Below are 15560 nucleotides of genomic sequence, written 5' to 3' on the forward strand. Positions count from 1 at the left end.
TTTAGCCTCGTGCTTTTTGGTATAAATAGTCTTGTGATAAATAATAGAATAGCGGCACACACCTAGCAGTGAAAATATTACCATTATACAAATATCACCATCATATCACTTTTGCAATAACAAATCAACAGGTCTGATTCCTAAAAAAGAGGTCTTTTTTAAAATTTTAACATTTTTTAACATTGTCTACCTGACTGCTAATAGCTAATAATAGCTAAAAATTAAGAATATCGAGAGATGCTTCTACTTCTAACTCTACAATTTTCGCTTGAATATCCTGATATTCTTCAAGTTTACCAGCGTGCCAATATAATTGTACAGCCTTAGAGAAATCAGCGATCGCTGCTGTTTTATTTCCTAAGCGATAATGAGCATTTCCCCGTAAATAATAAATATCAATATCATGATAGCTCATATTTATAGCCATAGTATAATCACTGATAGCACCTTGATAATCTCCTAAATCAGTGCGAATTTTACCACGTTGTGTATAACTATGAGCATCATTAGGAACAATATTACTTAATTGGTACAATTGCTCTTTTTCTGCCGATAACTGTTGTGCTAAATCATGAGAAATATTAGGATTAATGATCATTGCTTGATAATAGTCTTCAATAGCACCCTGATAGTCTAACATTTTGAGGCGTAATTCTGCACGATTTTGGTAAAAAGTAGCGATATAGGGGTTAATCACAATTGCTTGATTATAGTCTGCTAAAGCTAAATAGTAATTATCCATTTGGTAATGAACTAAACCTCTACCATGATATGATTGAGCGTGATCAGTATTAATCTTAATAGACTGACTATAATGAGAGATAGCTAATTGATATTCACCAATTTGATAATTGGCTGCACCTAATTTATAATAAACCTCACAAGTTTGACAGTTTTTAGTATTGATTTGTAAAGACTGATGATAACTGTTAATTGCGGCTGGATATTCTGCTTTTGCTAAATATTCATCACCCAGGGTCATATACAATAAGCTAAGATCCTGCTTACTATAAATATCTACAATACCATGAATAGGATTTTTAGTTAATGTGTATTCAGGAATATATTTATCAGATGTGATAGATTCAGATATATGAGATGTTTGAGAATTAGCAAGAAAATTATTAGCAAAACTTTCTAAATAAGAGAATAAGCCTCCAGCGTATAATAATTGGTCAATACCAAAAGAAATTTTACCAGTTTTTAATTTAATCATTGCTGTAGGAAGAAAACCAGCTAAAAAAAGATGGTAAAAAGATTGAGACTCATTAACATCTTCTTCGATTAAAATACAGACAATGACAGTATTTTTGGAAACTTCTTGAGCGGTGACAGTCCAGCGCACTTGATCTATAGTACCATGACGAGATTTAACTTGTAAACCAATATGGGGATGTGATGTTAATGTAAAATCACTTTTACCATCTCCACCAATTTTTTGTTCATAGTTAATTTCCGTGATTAAATTTCCTAGTCTTTCCTTAACTACCTCCTCTCCTAGTTTACCTTTAAGATTACTAACAAAAACGTCACGCACGATGGAAGTACGTTTATATTTTTCGGCCATTAACCAACAGAAATTGCGTAAATTGGTTAATCTTTCTCCTTTAATAATAGTTAATTCACTATGTTGGCCAATAATTTCACAATGAAGTAAAGAACGATGATGTAATCTTTTGATAAAATCAGCTTGTAGCGATCGCAGTAAAATAATCCCATCCATAAGTTATTTAGCTTTCAGTTATCAGCTTACTGACTTCTGATCAGGGTTTAGCAGTTTTCAACCAAGCCTAGTTTAGCACTGCTAAACCCATACTTGTTAGTTATTCTGTCTTTCTTGTTTAATTTTGCGTAATTTTTCCAGTAATTGTTCACTAGATTTATTGCTAGTATTATTAGATTCAAAAGATGCAACTTTGCCACTAGAATTATTTGACTCAACTGTGCTACTATCTGTAGGTATGGGTTGGGGAGAATTTACTGATAGAGTATTTTCCTCAACTTTTGTTTTTTCTGCTGGAGTTATTGTTTCTTGTGGGGTATTTTGTGGTGTAGATACCTTTTGTTCAATGGGAACTGATACAGCAGGTTTAGTTTTGAGAATTTCTCCTATATTATTGCTCTTATTTCTAAATTGTAATTGAAAAGGATAGGAACTTACAACTTGTTGATCAGCTTGGGGAGGGTTAGCTTTAAAAAAATCTCTAGCTTTTGCTTGTAATTGGGGAGATCCTGAACCTTCTTGGAATTTAATATCTACTATTTTACCATCTGCGTCTACTACTAATCTACCTAATACTAAACCTTCCATATCCCCAGTATTAGTACCAATGGTTTCTCTAATTACTCTTTTTTCCTTAACATCAGGAAACTGCTGTTTGACATCTTCTCTGAGGCTATTAAATGATTTAAGATTAGCCAGTAATTTATCATTAATTTTAGCCTTAGCATCATCAACATTATTGACTTTTGCTTGTTGTGAATATTGCTGATTTTCTGATGGTACTTTTTCAGAACTCTGTGCTAATTTCTGTCCATTTCCACTTCCACTTCCTTGATAACTATTTGTTAAGGCTACTTTTTCCGCAGTTACAGTAGGACTTTGTGTATCAATAGCTTCAGGGGTGGGGTTTTTCATTATTTCTGCTGGTATTTCGGTATTAGAACTTACCTGTGGTAGTCTATTGATGGGAACATATTGATTTTGACTAATTTGTGTTTGTATCTCCCTGGGTAAATTAGAGGATAAAGAAGATGTGTTACTTTTAGTTTTTAGGTTAGAAATTTGTTGATCTAAATTAGTATAATTCAGATTACTAGTATTGAGATTACCTAGAGATTGTTTTTGTGGCAAGGCTGGGAGGTTATGATTGGTGGGGGAAGTGGGAATTACTGGTAAACTGGGTTGATTATTGAGTTCAGCAACGAACTTAGGATCTGTGGGCGGATAGACGGTATTATAACTATTTGGACTTAGCCCTGGAATTTGTTGTTGTAACGGTAGTTGGGGTTGTTGTAGAGGTAATTGATTTTGTAGTGCTATTTGGGAGTTGTCTATAGTTTGTGGTAATCTGCTTTCATCAGCCTGGTTTAATTCCATTAAGCCTACTGTTTTTGCTGTGTTATTGGCTGAGGAGGAACTAGAATTTACGGGCATTAATGGTACTATTAAGGCGATCGCTCCATGAATACCTAAAGAAGCTAAAGCTGCCATCCCAGTAGGTTGGGTTAGCATTCCTGGTACTGTTTTCCAAAAAGATGTATAAGACATAGTTTTTATCCTTCACTAGACTCTGTTTAAACTTGAATAAAAATTTTTTCTCAGATGATGATATGCTTAAATATCACATCTGTTGTACCTGGACATTTTATAGTTGCCACCGCTGCTTAATTTGATAATATAACTGATCATATCCTAAAGTTGTAATTTTTCTGATCATCTACAAGTGATAAATTCTCTGTTTTATCTGCAAAGTTGTGGGAGTTTAGGATCAGAATATATAAACATTATTATAAATAAACATTTTGATAACTCCTGATGGTTATTTCAGTATTTGCTCCACTTCTGGTAATTTTTCTAGCATTAAAGGTGTGGACTCACTTACACCCGATAAACGTTTGAGAAGATTTGGACGCGAATCATATAATAAGTAAATTATGCGATCGCCTATTTGCCATTCTTCATCTGCTATAACCACTTGCAAGCGTTGTTCGCGTTCTAATAGTAAAGGTACTAATACACCATCATCTATTTTACTTTGAATATGTTTTTGTTGATCAATAAACTCTTCTTCCTGTAAAGTAGTAGTTCCTAATTTCACTTGGCCATTGTTTAAATACTCATTCCAAGTTTTTACCACTAAATCAGCCACAAAAGCCTGATTTACTTTAGTAGCAGACTGAGAACCTTGAGGATGTCGCGGAAATACGGCTAGTACACGGGGCGGATTAAATTCTTCTGCTGCTCGTTGTGCTAAAACAAAATTTACTTCACCATTACTTGTCATGACTAAAAAAGTACCTACGGAACCAATCCCTACATTTTCTAATACTTCGCTATCTAATGCACTACTAGCAATAACTTGTAAATTCTGGGCTTGGGCTTCGGCTAATCTTTGTGGATCTGTATCAATCATCACTACACTTTCTCCTTTTTCCTGAAAAAAGCGGGCAATTAATAAACTGAGAGGATTACAGCCAACTATAACCGCACCTGGGATATCTTTAGATGTGATTTTGAGTAATTTAGCTATCCAACCAGCCGTTAAGCCTTGACCTATAATAGTCATAATAATAGTTAAAAATACTAAGGCTTTAATAGAATCACCTCCATTAATGCCTTTTTGTGTCAAGGAAATGGCGAATAATGAAGAAACTGAAGCTGCTACAATACCACGGGGTGCAACCCAACTTAAAAATAACTTTTGTCGCCAATTGAGATCACTATTCCAGGTACATAAAAGAATATTAATGGGACGAACTATAAACATTAATACTAATACTGTCCATAAACTACCCCAACCCAAAGCTAACACACTAGCAATAGACAAATCAGCCGCTAATAAAATAAATAATACAGAGACGCTAAGAATGGTTAATTGATTTTTAAAGGTTTTTAATAGTCTTTCTTGTGGTACAGAGGAATTAGCGAATACCACTCCTGATACTACAGTAGTCATAATACCTGATTCACTGCGAATCATTTGCGCTAAAGTAAAGGCAGCCCAGAGAATAGCCAAAACTACTAAATTTTTCAGTTCAACGGAGATGAAATTAGCCCGTTTAAATATCCAACTCATGAAATAGCCAGCTATACCGCCAATGGCTGCACCTACGCCTAAACGCAGCATTAAACCAACAATGGCTTGAATTGGATCAACATCACCATTAACAATAGTGTCTAAAACTACATAAGCCAAAATTGCTCCTACCGGATCAATTAATACACCTTCTCCTTCTAATAACGTTGCTACTTGTTTGTCTACATTAATTTCTTGGACTAATGAACCAATTACGGTCGGACCTGTCACAACAACAATAGAAGCATAGAGGAAAGCAATATTCCAAGGAAATTCACCTAACCAGTGGGCGGCCATGCTTCCACCTAATAAAGTGATTAAGGTTCCCAGGGTAACAAGTAGTTGTAAACTGACAGAGACTTTACCTAATTCGTGGTGATCTAATTTTAATCCGCCTTCAAACAAAATAATAGCTGTAGCTAGGGAAACAATCACTTCTATCCCTGAACCTAAGACTTGAGGGTGTAAAATTCCTAAACCATCACCACCTAGGAGGATACCTAATAAAAGTAAAAATACGATACTAGGTAATTTTAGGTAGGCAGCCATCACCTGGGCGCTAATGCCTGCAAAAACGGTGATCACCATTTGTAAGGTAATTTGAAAAGGTGTTTCCATGTACAGGTAATACAGTCAGGAGTCAGGAGTCACCGAGTCAGCTATCAGTTTTTTATCTTAAGCTGATAGCTGATAGCAGAATAAATATAAATAATATCAAAAATCTGAAAATTTTCATCAGCACACAGTAGTCAAAGGTTAAAACAACCATTTGACAACTGAATAACTGACTCATTATTGATTCATGAAATTGATTAATCTGCTGCTTCTACTTGAGCTTCTTCGGTAGCATCCGCATCTACTTGGCGGAGGCGAATATGCTTTTTACCTAAACTGATGACAAATTCATCTCCCTGTTTGAGATTCATTTGTTTTGTATAGGCTGCTCCAATGAGCAAATTGCCATTTTGTTGCACACTAATTCTATAGCTGGCACTACGTCCACCGCGTCCATTAGCGGCAGTTGTACCATCCAACTGAATGCCTTCAGCATCAATTAAGGCATTCAAGAATTTCATCATATTCACGCGCTCTATACCATTTTTGGTAACAGTATAATAGCCACACTGTTTAGCTTTTTCGTCTTTGCTGAGATTCTCTAGCTCTTTGACTTTTTTGAGCAGTTCTTCGCCGACTAGGGGTTCAATTTTTTTCTTAGCCATCAACTTAGGTCGAAAATGAAATTTTTGAATTTGTTGGGTAGATTTTATTTTAGCTGAGTAGAAGATACTCCAAACAGGATCTTTTACTTTTTTTGATCAGCCTAGCTTAGTATATTACAATCATTGCCAAAAATGTAAAATAATTTTCAATATTTTTAATAAATTATATGACAGGGAATAGAAAGGATGGAGGAAGAGGAAGAAAGAGGACACAAAATCAGAAAATCTCAGAGAGTGCTATATATGGGTTTGTCTTGTTTACAGGTTTAGGAGATGATGAAATTAACGACTAGGGGACATTATAGTGTGAAGGCATTGCTAGATTTAAGTTTACAACCAAAGTTTGGACCTGCATCAGTGCGAGCGATCGCCCAACGTCAAGATATTCCTGCTCCCTATCTGGAAAAGTTGCTGATAGAATTGCGTCGTGCTGGTTTAGTAAAATCTATTCGTGGTAGTATTGGCGGTTATCAACTAGCTAAAAAACCTGCACAAATATCTATAGGTGAAATTTTAGAAGCAGTTGGTGAAAATATCAATCACTTCCCTTTAGATGATCCTAAAATGTCCCAAACTGGGGACTGGGTGACATTTAGCCTGTGGCAACGACTTAATCAAAAACTCAAGGAAGTATTATATAGTATTACCTTAGCTGATCTTTATTATGATGCTCGCAGTTGGCAGGCATCTTTAGGTGAAGAAGCTAATTTTGTGGTTTAGTTATTGATCATGATCATCAAAATATGACCTCTGCTGTGATCTTGCTTTTAGCTGCTTTTTTAGATTATTTAATAGCTGATCCCTGGGGTTGGCCTCATCCAGTTCGCGTTATAGGCTGGGTAATTTCTCAATTAAGTAAATTTTGCTTAAAATATTGTCACACCGCTCTTAATCAACGTTTAACTGGGGCGTTGATCGCTATTTTGGTGATAGTTGGTACTGGTTTGATGGGTTGGTTAATTATTTTTGCTATACAAATAGTTGATCCTGTATTGGCCATAGTATTTCAAGGTATCATGTTAGCTAGTTGTTTTGCTGCTAAAAGTCTGAAAAATGCGGCTATGGAGGTTCTCGCACCTTTAAAAATGGGTAATGTGACTACAGCCAGAGAAATTTTAAGTAACTATGTAGGTAGAGATACAGAAAATCTATCTCATACAGAAATTTTGCGATCGCTGTTAGAAACTGTCACAGAAAATGCTACAGATGGAGTTACTGCGCCCCTATTTTATGCCATCATTGGTGCTTTCATTCCTGTTATTGGTTCAGTACCTTTAGCCCTAGCATATAAAGCCAGTAGTACCTTAGATTCCATGATAGGTTACAAAGAAAGTCCCTATACTTATTTAGGTTGGTTTAGTGCTAGATGTGAAGATTATTTAACTTGGCTACCTTGTCGCTTCACTGTCATCACTTTAGCAATCTTATCAGGAAAACCTGGCTATGTTTGGCAAATTTGTCAACGAGATGCTATTAAAGATCCTAGTCCTAATTCGGGTTGGAGTGAATGCGCTTATGCTGCCGTTTTAGGTGTACAAATGGGAGGAATAAACTGGTATCGTGGTATAGCTAAACATAAACCCTTATTAGGAGATGCTATTTATCCCATTACCGAAAAATCCATTGATCAGGCTTTGCAATTAACACGATATGCTTTTTTATTATGGTTAGCCTTAGCAACTTTGGGAATTATTGCTTATTCTCGATTTTCTATTATTACTCTATTTTGGAGCTAAAGCTCAACTACTTATGTCTACTAAAATTGTTGAAATTCTCTCCTCGGAAGAGTTAAGAAGAACTTTAAACCGTATGGCTTCCCAAATAATAGAACGCACAAGAGATTTATCTCAATTAGTTCTAGTGGGTATTCATACAAAAGGAGTACCATTAGCTAATTTACTAGCACGTCAAATAGAAATTTTAGAAAATATCAATGTGAATGTGGGAGCATTAGATATCACATTTTATCGTGATGATTTAGATAAAATAGGTTTAAGAACTCCTGCAAAAACAGATATTCCCTTTGACTTAACAGGTAAAACTGTTGTCCTAGTAGATGATGTAATTTTCAAAGGTCGAACTATTCGCGCTGCGTTAAATGCTGTTAATGAATATGGTAGACCAGAAGTAATTCGTTTAGCAGTATTAATAGATAGAGGCCATCGAGAATTACCCATAAATCCCGATTTTACGGGAAAAAAACTCCCCACCGCAAAAGAAGAAATAGTTAAAGTCTATTTACAAGATACTGACCAAAGAGATGCGGTAGAATTAATTAGTAAATAGCTGTTAGGAGTTAGGAGTCAGCAGTTAGCTTTCAGCAGTAAGGAGTAAAAGCTCTCACTCCGCACTCCGCACTTCGCACTTCGCACTCAATTAAATTAGGATGCTTGACACTCTACAAACACAGATTTATCACATAGAACAATTTGCTAACAACCTTGTTAGCATTCAATTAACTCATATTAGTATAGTTAGTATTGCCATTATCTTTGTAGCTGGTTTACTCACTAGCTTAACTCCTTGTACATTGTCTATGTTGCCTATCACTATCGGTTACATTGGTGGATACGAAGCACAAAGTCGCATTCAAGCTACTATACAATCTACATGGTTTACATTAGGACTAGCTACAACGTTCACAAGTATGGGAATTATTGCTAGTTTAGTGGGTAAAGTATATGGACAAATAGGAATAGGTTTACCCATAATAGTTAGCATCCTTGCGATTATTATGGGACTGAACTTACTAGAAGCATTACCTATACAATTCCCCTCATTAAACCGAACAAATTGGATATCTTCAGACTTACCTCCAGGAATACGTTCCTACTCCATAGGTTTAACATTTGGGTTAGTAGCATCTCCTTGTAGCACTCCCGTTTTAGCTAGTTTATTAGGATGGGTTGCTAATAGTCAAGATGTATTTTTAGGAGCTATTTTATTACTTTCATATACCGTTGGTTATGTTGCACCATTAATATTAGCAGGTACATTTACAGCCAGTATTAAAAAACTCTTAGAAATGCGGCGTTGGTCTGGTTGGATTAATCCCATTAGTGGTGTATTATTAGTAGTGTTTGGTGTATTTTCTTTACTTTCTCGCATTCCTTTAGGTAGTTTTTAAGCATGACTTTAGACAATAAAACAGACAATACAACATCCCCAGAAGTTAATCAAGAAGGAAATTCTTGGTTATTACCAGTATTTTTAGCAAAGTTCTTCCGTAAAGAAGTTTTACCAGTGGTAACTGATTTAAGATTAGCAATTACTTTATTATTAGTAATTGCTGTTTTTAGTATTAGTGGTACTGTAATTGAACAAGGTCAATCTCCAGTATTTTACCAAGCTAATTATCCAGAACATCCAGCTTTATTTGGATTTTTAACTTGGAAAGTGATTCAAGTTGTGGGCTTAGATCATGTTTATCGCACTTGGTGGTTCTTAGGTTTATTAGTGTTATTTGGAACTAGTTTAACAGCTTGTACATTTACTCGACAATTACCAGCATTAAAAGCTGCTAAAAAATGGCAATATTATGATGATCCCAGAAAGTTTAATAAATTAGCTTTAAGTGCAGAATTAGAGAAAATTTCTCTAGAAAAATTAACACCAATCTTAATAAAAAACCGTTATAAGTTGTTTACAGATAATGAAAAACAAGCAGATCAGAAAATATTATATGCGAGAAAAGGAATAATAGGAAGAATAGGTCCAATAATTGTTCATATTGGTATTGTGACAATTTTATTGGGAGGAATTTGGGGAGCAATGACGGGTTTTATGGCTCAAGAAATGATTGCTAGTGGTAATAATTTTCAGGTGACAAATATTATAGATGCTGGTCCTTGGTCATCGGAAAATGTTTTGAAAGATTGGTCTGTAACAGTGAATCGTTTTTGGATAGATTATACTCCCACAGGAGCAATTGATCAATTTTATTCTGATATGTCTGTGATTGATAAAAGTGGTCAAGAGGTTGATCATGAAAAGATATATGTGAATAAACCTTTGCGTTATCATGGTGTGGTTTTTTATCAAACTGATTGGGGTATTTCTGCTGTTAAAGTGAGATTAAATAAAAGTCCTATTTTTCAATTACCCATGGCCTTACTAGATACTCAGGGTAAAGGAAGAATTTGGGGAACGTGGATACCGACAAAACCAGATCTAAGTGAGGGAGTTTCTTTATTAGCTAAAGATTTACAAGGGATGGTGTTAGTTTATAATAGTGATGGTAATTTAATTAATACTGTGCGTGCGGGAGGTTCTATTCCTGTAAATGGGGTTAATTTAAAGGTTATAGATGTAGTAGGTAGTACGGGTTTACAAATTAAATATGATCCAGGTATTCCCATTGTTTATTGTGGGTTTGCTGTATTAATGTTAGGTGTGGTCATGAGTTATTTTTCTCATTCACAGGTTTGGGCTTTACAAGTGGGGGATAAGTTATATATTGGGGGAAAAACTAACCGCGCTCAAGTGGCTTTTGAACGGGAAATAATTGATATTTTGGAACAGTTGAGTTAAGGGGTAAATGGGGGATAAATATAGTAAAATTTTCTTTGTTTTTACTCTTACTCTTCTGACTACTGAAAGCTGATAAATGATAGTTAATAATAATACAGCGTTAATCCCTCTATAGTGAAGGCTAACGCTGTATAAGTTTATATGTATTTATTATGGGCTAGAGTCTTTTTTTGGCTGACTCTGATGTTATTGCTATATATTATCTTCCCTAATTTCTCAATCCCTCAATTTCTTAAGTATTTCTTTATGTTTAGTTTTTTTCACTAATTATCAATCTTTGTCAACTTTTGTTAAGTTACCTGTGATAGAAGCCCCTAAAATCTCGGATATCCAGACTTCTATGTTGCGAAGAGGATGGTAACGCAAGTCTTTTACTTGAGGATGAACTATGGGTTCTACAAGAATTGTAAACATTCCTAAACGATTACCAACTAAGATGTCTGTAAATAGGCGATCGCCCACCATCCCCACTTCTTGTACAGGCAAATTCATCTCTTCAAGTGCTGCCCTAATTTTCCGTCGTGAAGGTTTTGCAGCCCCTAAATAATAAGGTAAATTCAATGCAGTGGCAATACTACTAATGCGCGACTCACTAAGATTGTTACTCACCAACCACAACACCGTAGAATCACGAATTTCATTCACCCATTGTTCCAAGTCTGGAGAAATACACTCCACTGTAATAGGCACTAAAGTTTCATCAACATCTAAAATAAGCCCTTTTAACCCATATTGCTGAATAATAGACGGTGTTAGCTTTAAAATTGAGTCAGCCAACACTAAATCAGGTTGTAACAATTTATTCCAAGTCATATACTACATTTAGTAACCAGTAATTAGCTGTTCATCAACAGCCAGTAAAGTCCGGGAAACCCTACCTAGCTGTCAACTTTCAGGATAATTGTATCACTAATTACCAATTACTAATCACTTTATTCTTCTACCTCATCGAACAAAAATTCTTCTAACAGAGGTTTAAACTTATTAAACTCTTCCGGAGAAAGTAATTCTGGTTCACCTTTTTTATTAATTCTCGCAAAAAACAACAATGGATCTAAAGGAGTATAAATCGCATACTGTTGATCATTATGTGAAAAAGTGGCTATTTCTAATAGTTGATCCTCTTCACCATCATCCATTTCTAAAGTACATATTTTATTTTCATCTTCTGGAGGTAATTCACCAGCTACAGTTAAAGCATAAGCAGTATTTTTTAAAACTAAATCATGCTCTTGTAATACAGCTTCAGCATTACTAAAAATTTCTTCCAGAATATCGTCATCTTCCACTAAAAAGGCTTCATCATCATCATCATAGGCAAAAATCTCTATGGGTGAATCTACAGGAAGTAACAAAACATACTCCTGTCCTTCTACATTTAAAGTATGCTCGACATAACATTCTAGCGTGCGATTTTGCTCATCTGTTAAAGTCAGGCAAGTTTCGTAACCGTGATCATTTTCTTCAGGAAATTCAGTGGGATACATAGCCGAATCACGTAATTGTAACAATATCTGTAAAATATAGAAATCATTGAACTATCATTCAACTATTAAATTCAACTATTAAATGATCGTCAATGTCAACCATAAATTTAGATATAACAGAAATCTTTATTATAGTACCATGCAACTAGACATTACTACGTCTAACATCTAACCATTGTTGTAAAATCAATGCTGCCGCTTTTCGGTCAATTAAACCTTTATTACGGGAAGGAGAACGATTTTCGGCAATTATCAACTGTTCAGCTTGATAAGAAGTTAATCGCTCATCTACATATTCTATGGGTAAACTCAGTGCTTTAGCTAGTTTATTGCCAAATTTCTGCACATGACGCGCTTGAAATCCTATAGACCCATCTAAGGCATAAGGTAGCCCCACTATCAAAATTTGTACCTGCCGATCTTTGACGATTTGTTGAATCGCTGCCACATCTTCTATGAAAGACCTTCTTTCAATTGTGGTGATACCTGTAGCAATTAAACCTGTACCATCACAACCAGCTATGCCAATTCTTTTACGCCCTACATCCACACCTAAAGCTGATATAAAAGAGTTTTTCACAGATGGTTTTGATAATTCATCTGTTACTGTTACATCTGTTTCCAAAGGCACTTAATTATTACTCCTGAATTACATCGTTGTTCATATCAGAGGATGCAGACGAGTCAATATTAGTATTGGGACTACTAAAAGAGGCTATTTCTGATTTTACTTGTGTTTGTTTTCCCCAAGACATTCCTCCGGGAATGGGTTTATGGACAGGCTGTAAACCTTGTAACATATCTTGCCATTGAATACCCTCAAGAGAAACTAGTTTAGATTCTCTAATTTTATGCCACACAGAGCGGGACATAATTAACGTATGTTGAATACGTTTTGCTCCAATACGTTCTAAATACTCTTCTCTTTCTGGTTGGTAATCATAAGAAGCTAGTTGTAAACTTTGTTGAGGAAAATCTTGGGCAATACGGGCTAATTGTGATAATAGTTCAGGATATAACCAAGTATAGGCAGGGTGAACTGTCAAAGTAGCTAAGTGAGGATTATTTCCAGTACGATCTATTTTAAGTTGAAAGTAACCAATGGCTGCTTTACGTTGAGGTTCAAATACATAGGCACTAATGACCTCTGTTTTAGTGATCCATTGTTGAATAGTGTCAATAATGCCACTGACGATGGTAGTTTTAAAGTCATGGGTATGGCGATCAAATACTTGACGTACTAAAGGTGGCATAGATGCAGTATCTAATTGATACAGCAATTGTGCATCCGCATTACTGACTGGTAATAGGTTTGGTAAATCTGGTTCAGTTTGAATCAGTTCTAATAATGCTTCTGAAGTTATTTGCCAATAGGTCATTTCTGCTAAACGTTGAAAACCATTATGGCGATATAAGGCTAAAGCCTCGGAGTCATTAATATTAACTTCTAAAAGCCAAGTACGTGCTTCTAAGATAGATTCAAAACAATAGCGTAACAAAAGTGAACCTATATCTTGTTTACTTACTCCACGTTCTAACATTACTTTGTCAACACGCCAAGTGCTACGGGTACGGTTAAAAGGAGAAACTTGAATCATGCCTAACAGCATTCTTCCTTGTTCGGCCACATAACCCCAAAAATGGTATTTTAATGGGTTAGGAAACCAACTCAAGAATTTAATAAAACCATACCAACAACGTAACCATTGCATTTTTGCCATAGCCGCATCTATTTCTTGTGGAGACAGATGGGAAAAAGATTCTTGTGTTAAGCGTTCAATTCCATCCAAGTCCCGATGTTGGACTGGTCTGATAATGACGCTGAGGTTTCGAGAGAGTAGTGAAGTCATTGTGATTCAAGCCACGATTTAACTATTAATTAACCTTTACTAAACTTGATAATAGTAATCTATTTTTTAGATGTACTGTATTTTTGGTCATTTTACCTGATTTTTGTTCTTGCGTATTGTTACCTAAGAGTGATTTTCTTAACTTAATATAGCAGGTGACAGATGATAGAGATAAAAGCCTGTTTGTGTCTTGTGTTTTATCCTTAGTTAATATCCTAAATGAATTTCCAAATCAAAAATAAGCATTCAGTAATTAAGTTTGATAAACTTAAAAGTTCTTGGATAACAATGTGTTTGAACAGATAATGTAGAAATTGTTAGTTGCTTAGTTATAAATTTTGTAGGGGTTTAGCATTGATAAATCCTGCATCAAAGAAAAACAGAGTTTGTTGTATTTTTTCCAATTTGATACAACAAGTTCTGTTTTCATTTTATGACAATTAGTGCCAAATGAATATTTAATTTTAATCTTACTTTATTTTTGTAGTTGATGTCAGCTTTTAGGATTTAGATATTATAATACTTGACGAGAAGCAAATTTTTCAAAATCAGCTTGTGTTTGATGAAGTAATTTTTGACGACTATCTTCATCGGTCTGTTGGAGTGTTGGAACCAAATTGCGAGCTTGTAAAGTCATGTGCAACTGTAAATTAGCAACATAATCGCTAAATTCCGGGTTATTTACAGTTACGCTCGTTAATACTTGGGATTCCATTGTCACTTTTTTCTCCTTAGATCCACTATAATTATGATTGTTAGTTGTGCAAAAATGGTTAGAACCTATACAATGATCATACTTGATGCTACTTGTAGGGTGTTTAAGACTTGGTAATTCCGTCAGAATTAACAAATTTGCCACGTTTGATATGCTTGTTGCATAAGTTCTAATTATGTAACTAGATTAGAAATTATCATATTTTAGACTAATGTGATGATTTTGTAATGATCTGTAATGATTTAGTTACCAGTGGTCAGTCGTCAGCTAAAATTAAAGTAGCACAAGCATCTTGCTTGTATCCATGATCCAAACTTATAAAATTAAAGTAGCACAAGCATCTTGCTTGTATCCATGATCCAAACTTATAAAATTAAAGTAGCACAAGCATCTTGCTTGTATCCATGATCCAAACTTATAAAATTAAAGTAGTACAGGCATCTTGCTTGTATCTATAAGATCCAAATTCAAAGCACCTTTTAGATAGGTAATTTATTCCCTGGGTAATACCAGAACTCCGCACTCTGTAGTCGCTTTTTTAAAACTAAATTCTAGTAGTATGGTTAAATAATCTTATAGTTTTGCAATTTTTGAATGTTATGTTAGCTACTTCACCTCAAGTTTTAACACCGATCGCTGATTATTTCAAAATGCTGTCAGAAGTCAGTCGTTTACAGGTTTTATGTGCTTTAAAGTCTGGTCCTAGGAATGTTACAGAAATTGTATCTATAACTGAAATGGGACAGGCTAATGTTTCCAAACATCTAAAATTATTAACACAAGCGGGAATTGTTAGTAGACAACCTCAAGGTTCTACTGTGTATTATCAAATCGGTGATCCGATAATATTTGAAATATGTGAGTTGGTATGTAACCGTTTAAATGTAAGACTACAAGAACAAACTCAACAATTAGAACAGTTAGAGGTTTTACGTCAGTAGTAGTCAGCTATGAGATTA

General features: G+C 34.9%; 15 protein-coding genes. 6 read left to right on the forward strand and 9 right to left on the reverse strand.

The window, feature by feature from the left end:
• Nucleotides 1-214: 214 nt before the first annotated feature.
• The 4 genes from H6F32_RS03025 to H6F32_RS03040 form a co-directional block, all read right to left on the reverse strand.
• Nucleotides 215-1723 carry a tetratricopeptide repeat protein gene (locus tag H6F32_RS03025; RefSeq protein ID WP_190367864.1) on the reverse strand — a complete coding sequence of 503 codons (1509 nt, stop codon included), beginning with the start codon at nucleotides 1721-1723 and terminating at the stop codon, nucleotides 215-217.
• Between the two features lie 96 nt (nucleotides 1724-1819).
• Complete coding sequence (locus H6F32_RS03030; protein ID WP_190367865.1) at nucleotides 1820-3271, reverse strand: hypothetical protein; 1452 nt, start codon at nucleotides 3269-3271, stop codon at nucleotides 1820-1822.
• A gap of 271 nt (nucleotides 3272-3542) precedes the next feature.
• Nucleotides 3543-5417, reverse strand: a complete 1875-nt coding sequence (locus H6F32_RS03035; RefSeq protein WP_190367866.1) for a sodium:proton antiporter — start codon at nucleotides 5415-5417, stop codon at nucleotides 3543-3545.
• Between the two features lie 194 nt (nucleotides 5418-5611).
• Nucleotides 5612-6019: an AbrB family transcriptional regulator gene (locus H6F32_RS03040; protein WP_190367867.1), complete on the reverse strand. Its 408-nt coding sequence runs from the start codon at nucleotides 6017-6019 to the stop codon at nucleotides 5612-5614.
• Between the two features lie 276 nt (nucleotides 6020-6295).
• Between H6F32_RS03040 and H6F32_RS03045 the strand changes: the two genes are divergently transcribed.
• The 5 genes from H6F32_RS03045 to H6F32_RS03065 all read left to right on the forward strand — a co-directional run bounded on the left by H6F32_RS03045 (nucleotide 6296) and on the right by H6F32_RS03065 (nucleotide 10549).
• A complete protein-coding gene (locus H6F32_RS03045; RefSeq protein ID WP_190367976.1) occupies nucleotides 6296-6739 on the forward strand; it encodes an Rrf2 family transcriptional regulator in 444 nt (147 codons plus the stop codon).
• Between the two features lie 23 nt (nucleotides 6740-6762).
• A complete protein-coding gene (cbiB, locus tag H6F32_RS03050; protein ID WP_190367868.1) occupies nucleotides 6763-7755 on the forward strand; it encodes an adenosylcobinamide-phosphate synthase CbiB in 993 nt (330 codons plus the stop codon).
• A gap of 13 nt (nucleotides 7756-7768) precedes the next feature.
• Nucleotides 7769-8305, forward strand: coding sequence for a bifunctional pyr operon transcriptional regulator/uracil phosphoribosyltransferase PyrR (pyrR, locus tag H6F32_RS03055; protein WP_190367869.1), 537 nt, complete (start codon nucleotides 7769-7771; stop codon nucleotides 8303-8305).
• A 100-nt stretch (nucleotides 8306-8405) separates the two neighbouring features.
• Nucleotides 8406-9146: a cytochrome c biogenesis protein CcdA gene (locus H6F32_RS03060; RefSeq protein WP_190367870.1), complete on the forward strand. Its 741-nt coding sequence runs from the start codon at nucleotides 8406-8408 to the stop codon at nucleotides 9144-9146.
• A 2-nt stretch (nucleotides 9147-9148) separates the two neighbouring features.
• Entirely contained in the window at nucleotides 9149-10549 is a 1401-nt protein-coding gene (locus H6F32_RS03065; RefSeq protein WP_190367871.1) for a cytochrome c biogenesis protein, read from the forward strand.
• 270 nt (nucleotides 10550-10819) lie between these two features.
• Here H6F32_RS03065 and H6F32_RS03070 read toward each other — a convergent pair whose 3' ends face one another.
• From H6F32_RS03070 to H6F32_RS03090, 5 genes are all read right to left on the reverse strand, one after another.
• Nucleotides 10820-11362, reverse strand: a complete 543-nt coding sequence (locus H6F32_RS03070) for a YqeG family HAD IIIA-type phosphatase (RefSeq protein ID WP_190367872.1) — start codon at nucleotides 11360-11362, stop codon at nucleotides 10820-10822.
• A gap of 119 nt (nucleotides 11363-11481) precedes the next feature.
• Nucleotides 11482-12036, reverse strand: coding sequence for a DUF3727 domain-containing protein (locus tag H6F32_RS03075; RefSeq protein WP_190367977.1), 555 nt, complete (start codon nucleotides 12034-12036; stop codon nucleotides 11482-11484).
• Between the two features lie 145 nt (nucleotides 12037-12181).
• Nucleotides 12182-12616 (reverse strand): Holliday junction resolvase RuvX, encoded by a 435-nt coding sequence (gene ruvX, locus H6F32_RS03080; RefSeq protein WP_190367978.1) that lies wholly within the window; start codon nucleotides 12614-12616, stop codon nucleotides 12182-12184.
• Nucleotides 12617-12674: 58 nt separating this feature from the next.
• Nucleotides 12675-13886, reverse strand: a complete 1212-nt coding sequence (locus tag H6F32_RS03085; RefSeq protein WP_190367873.1) for a GNAT family N-acetyltransferase — start codon at nucleotides 13884-13886, stop codon at nucleotides 12675-12677.
• Between the two features lie 514 nt (nucleotides 13887-14400).
• Nucleotides 14401-14601, reverse strand: coding sequence for a hypothetical protein (locus tag H6F32_RS03090; RefSeq protein WP_190367979.1), 201 nt, complete (start codon nucleotides 14599-14601; stop codon nucleotides 14401-14403).
• Between the two features lie 599 nt (nucleotides 14602-15200).
• Between H6F32_RS03090 and H6F32_RS03095 the strand changes: the two genes are divergently transcribed.
• Nucleotides 15201-15542, forward strand: coding sequence for a metalloregulator ArsR/SmtB family transcription factor (locus H6F32_RS03095; RefSeq protein ID WP_190367874.1), 342 nt, complete (start codon nucleotides 15201-15203; stop codon nucleotides 15540-15542).
• Nucleotides 15543-15560 lie beyond the last annotated feature (18 nt).

The sequence above is a fragment of the Anabaena sp. FACHB-1237 genome (assembly GCF_014696225.1).
Lineage (GTDB): Bacteria > Cyanobacteriota > Cyanobacteriia > Cyanobacteriales > Nostocaceae > FACHB-1237.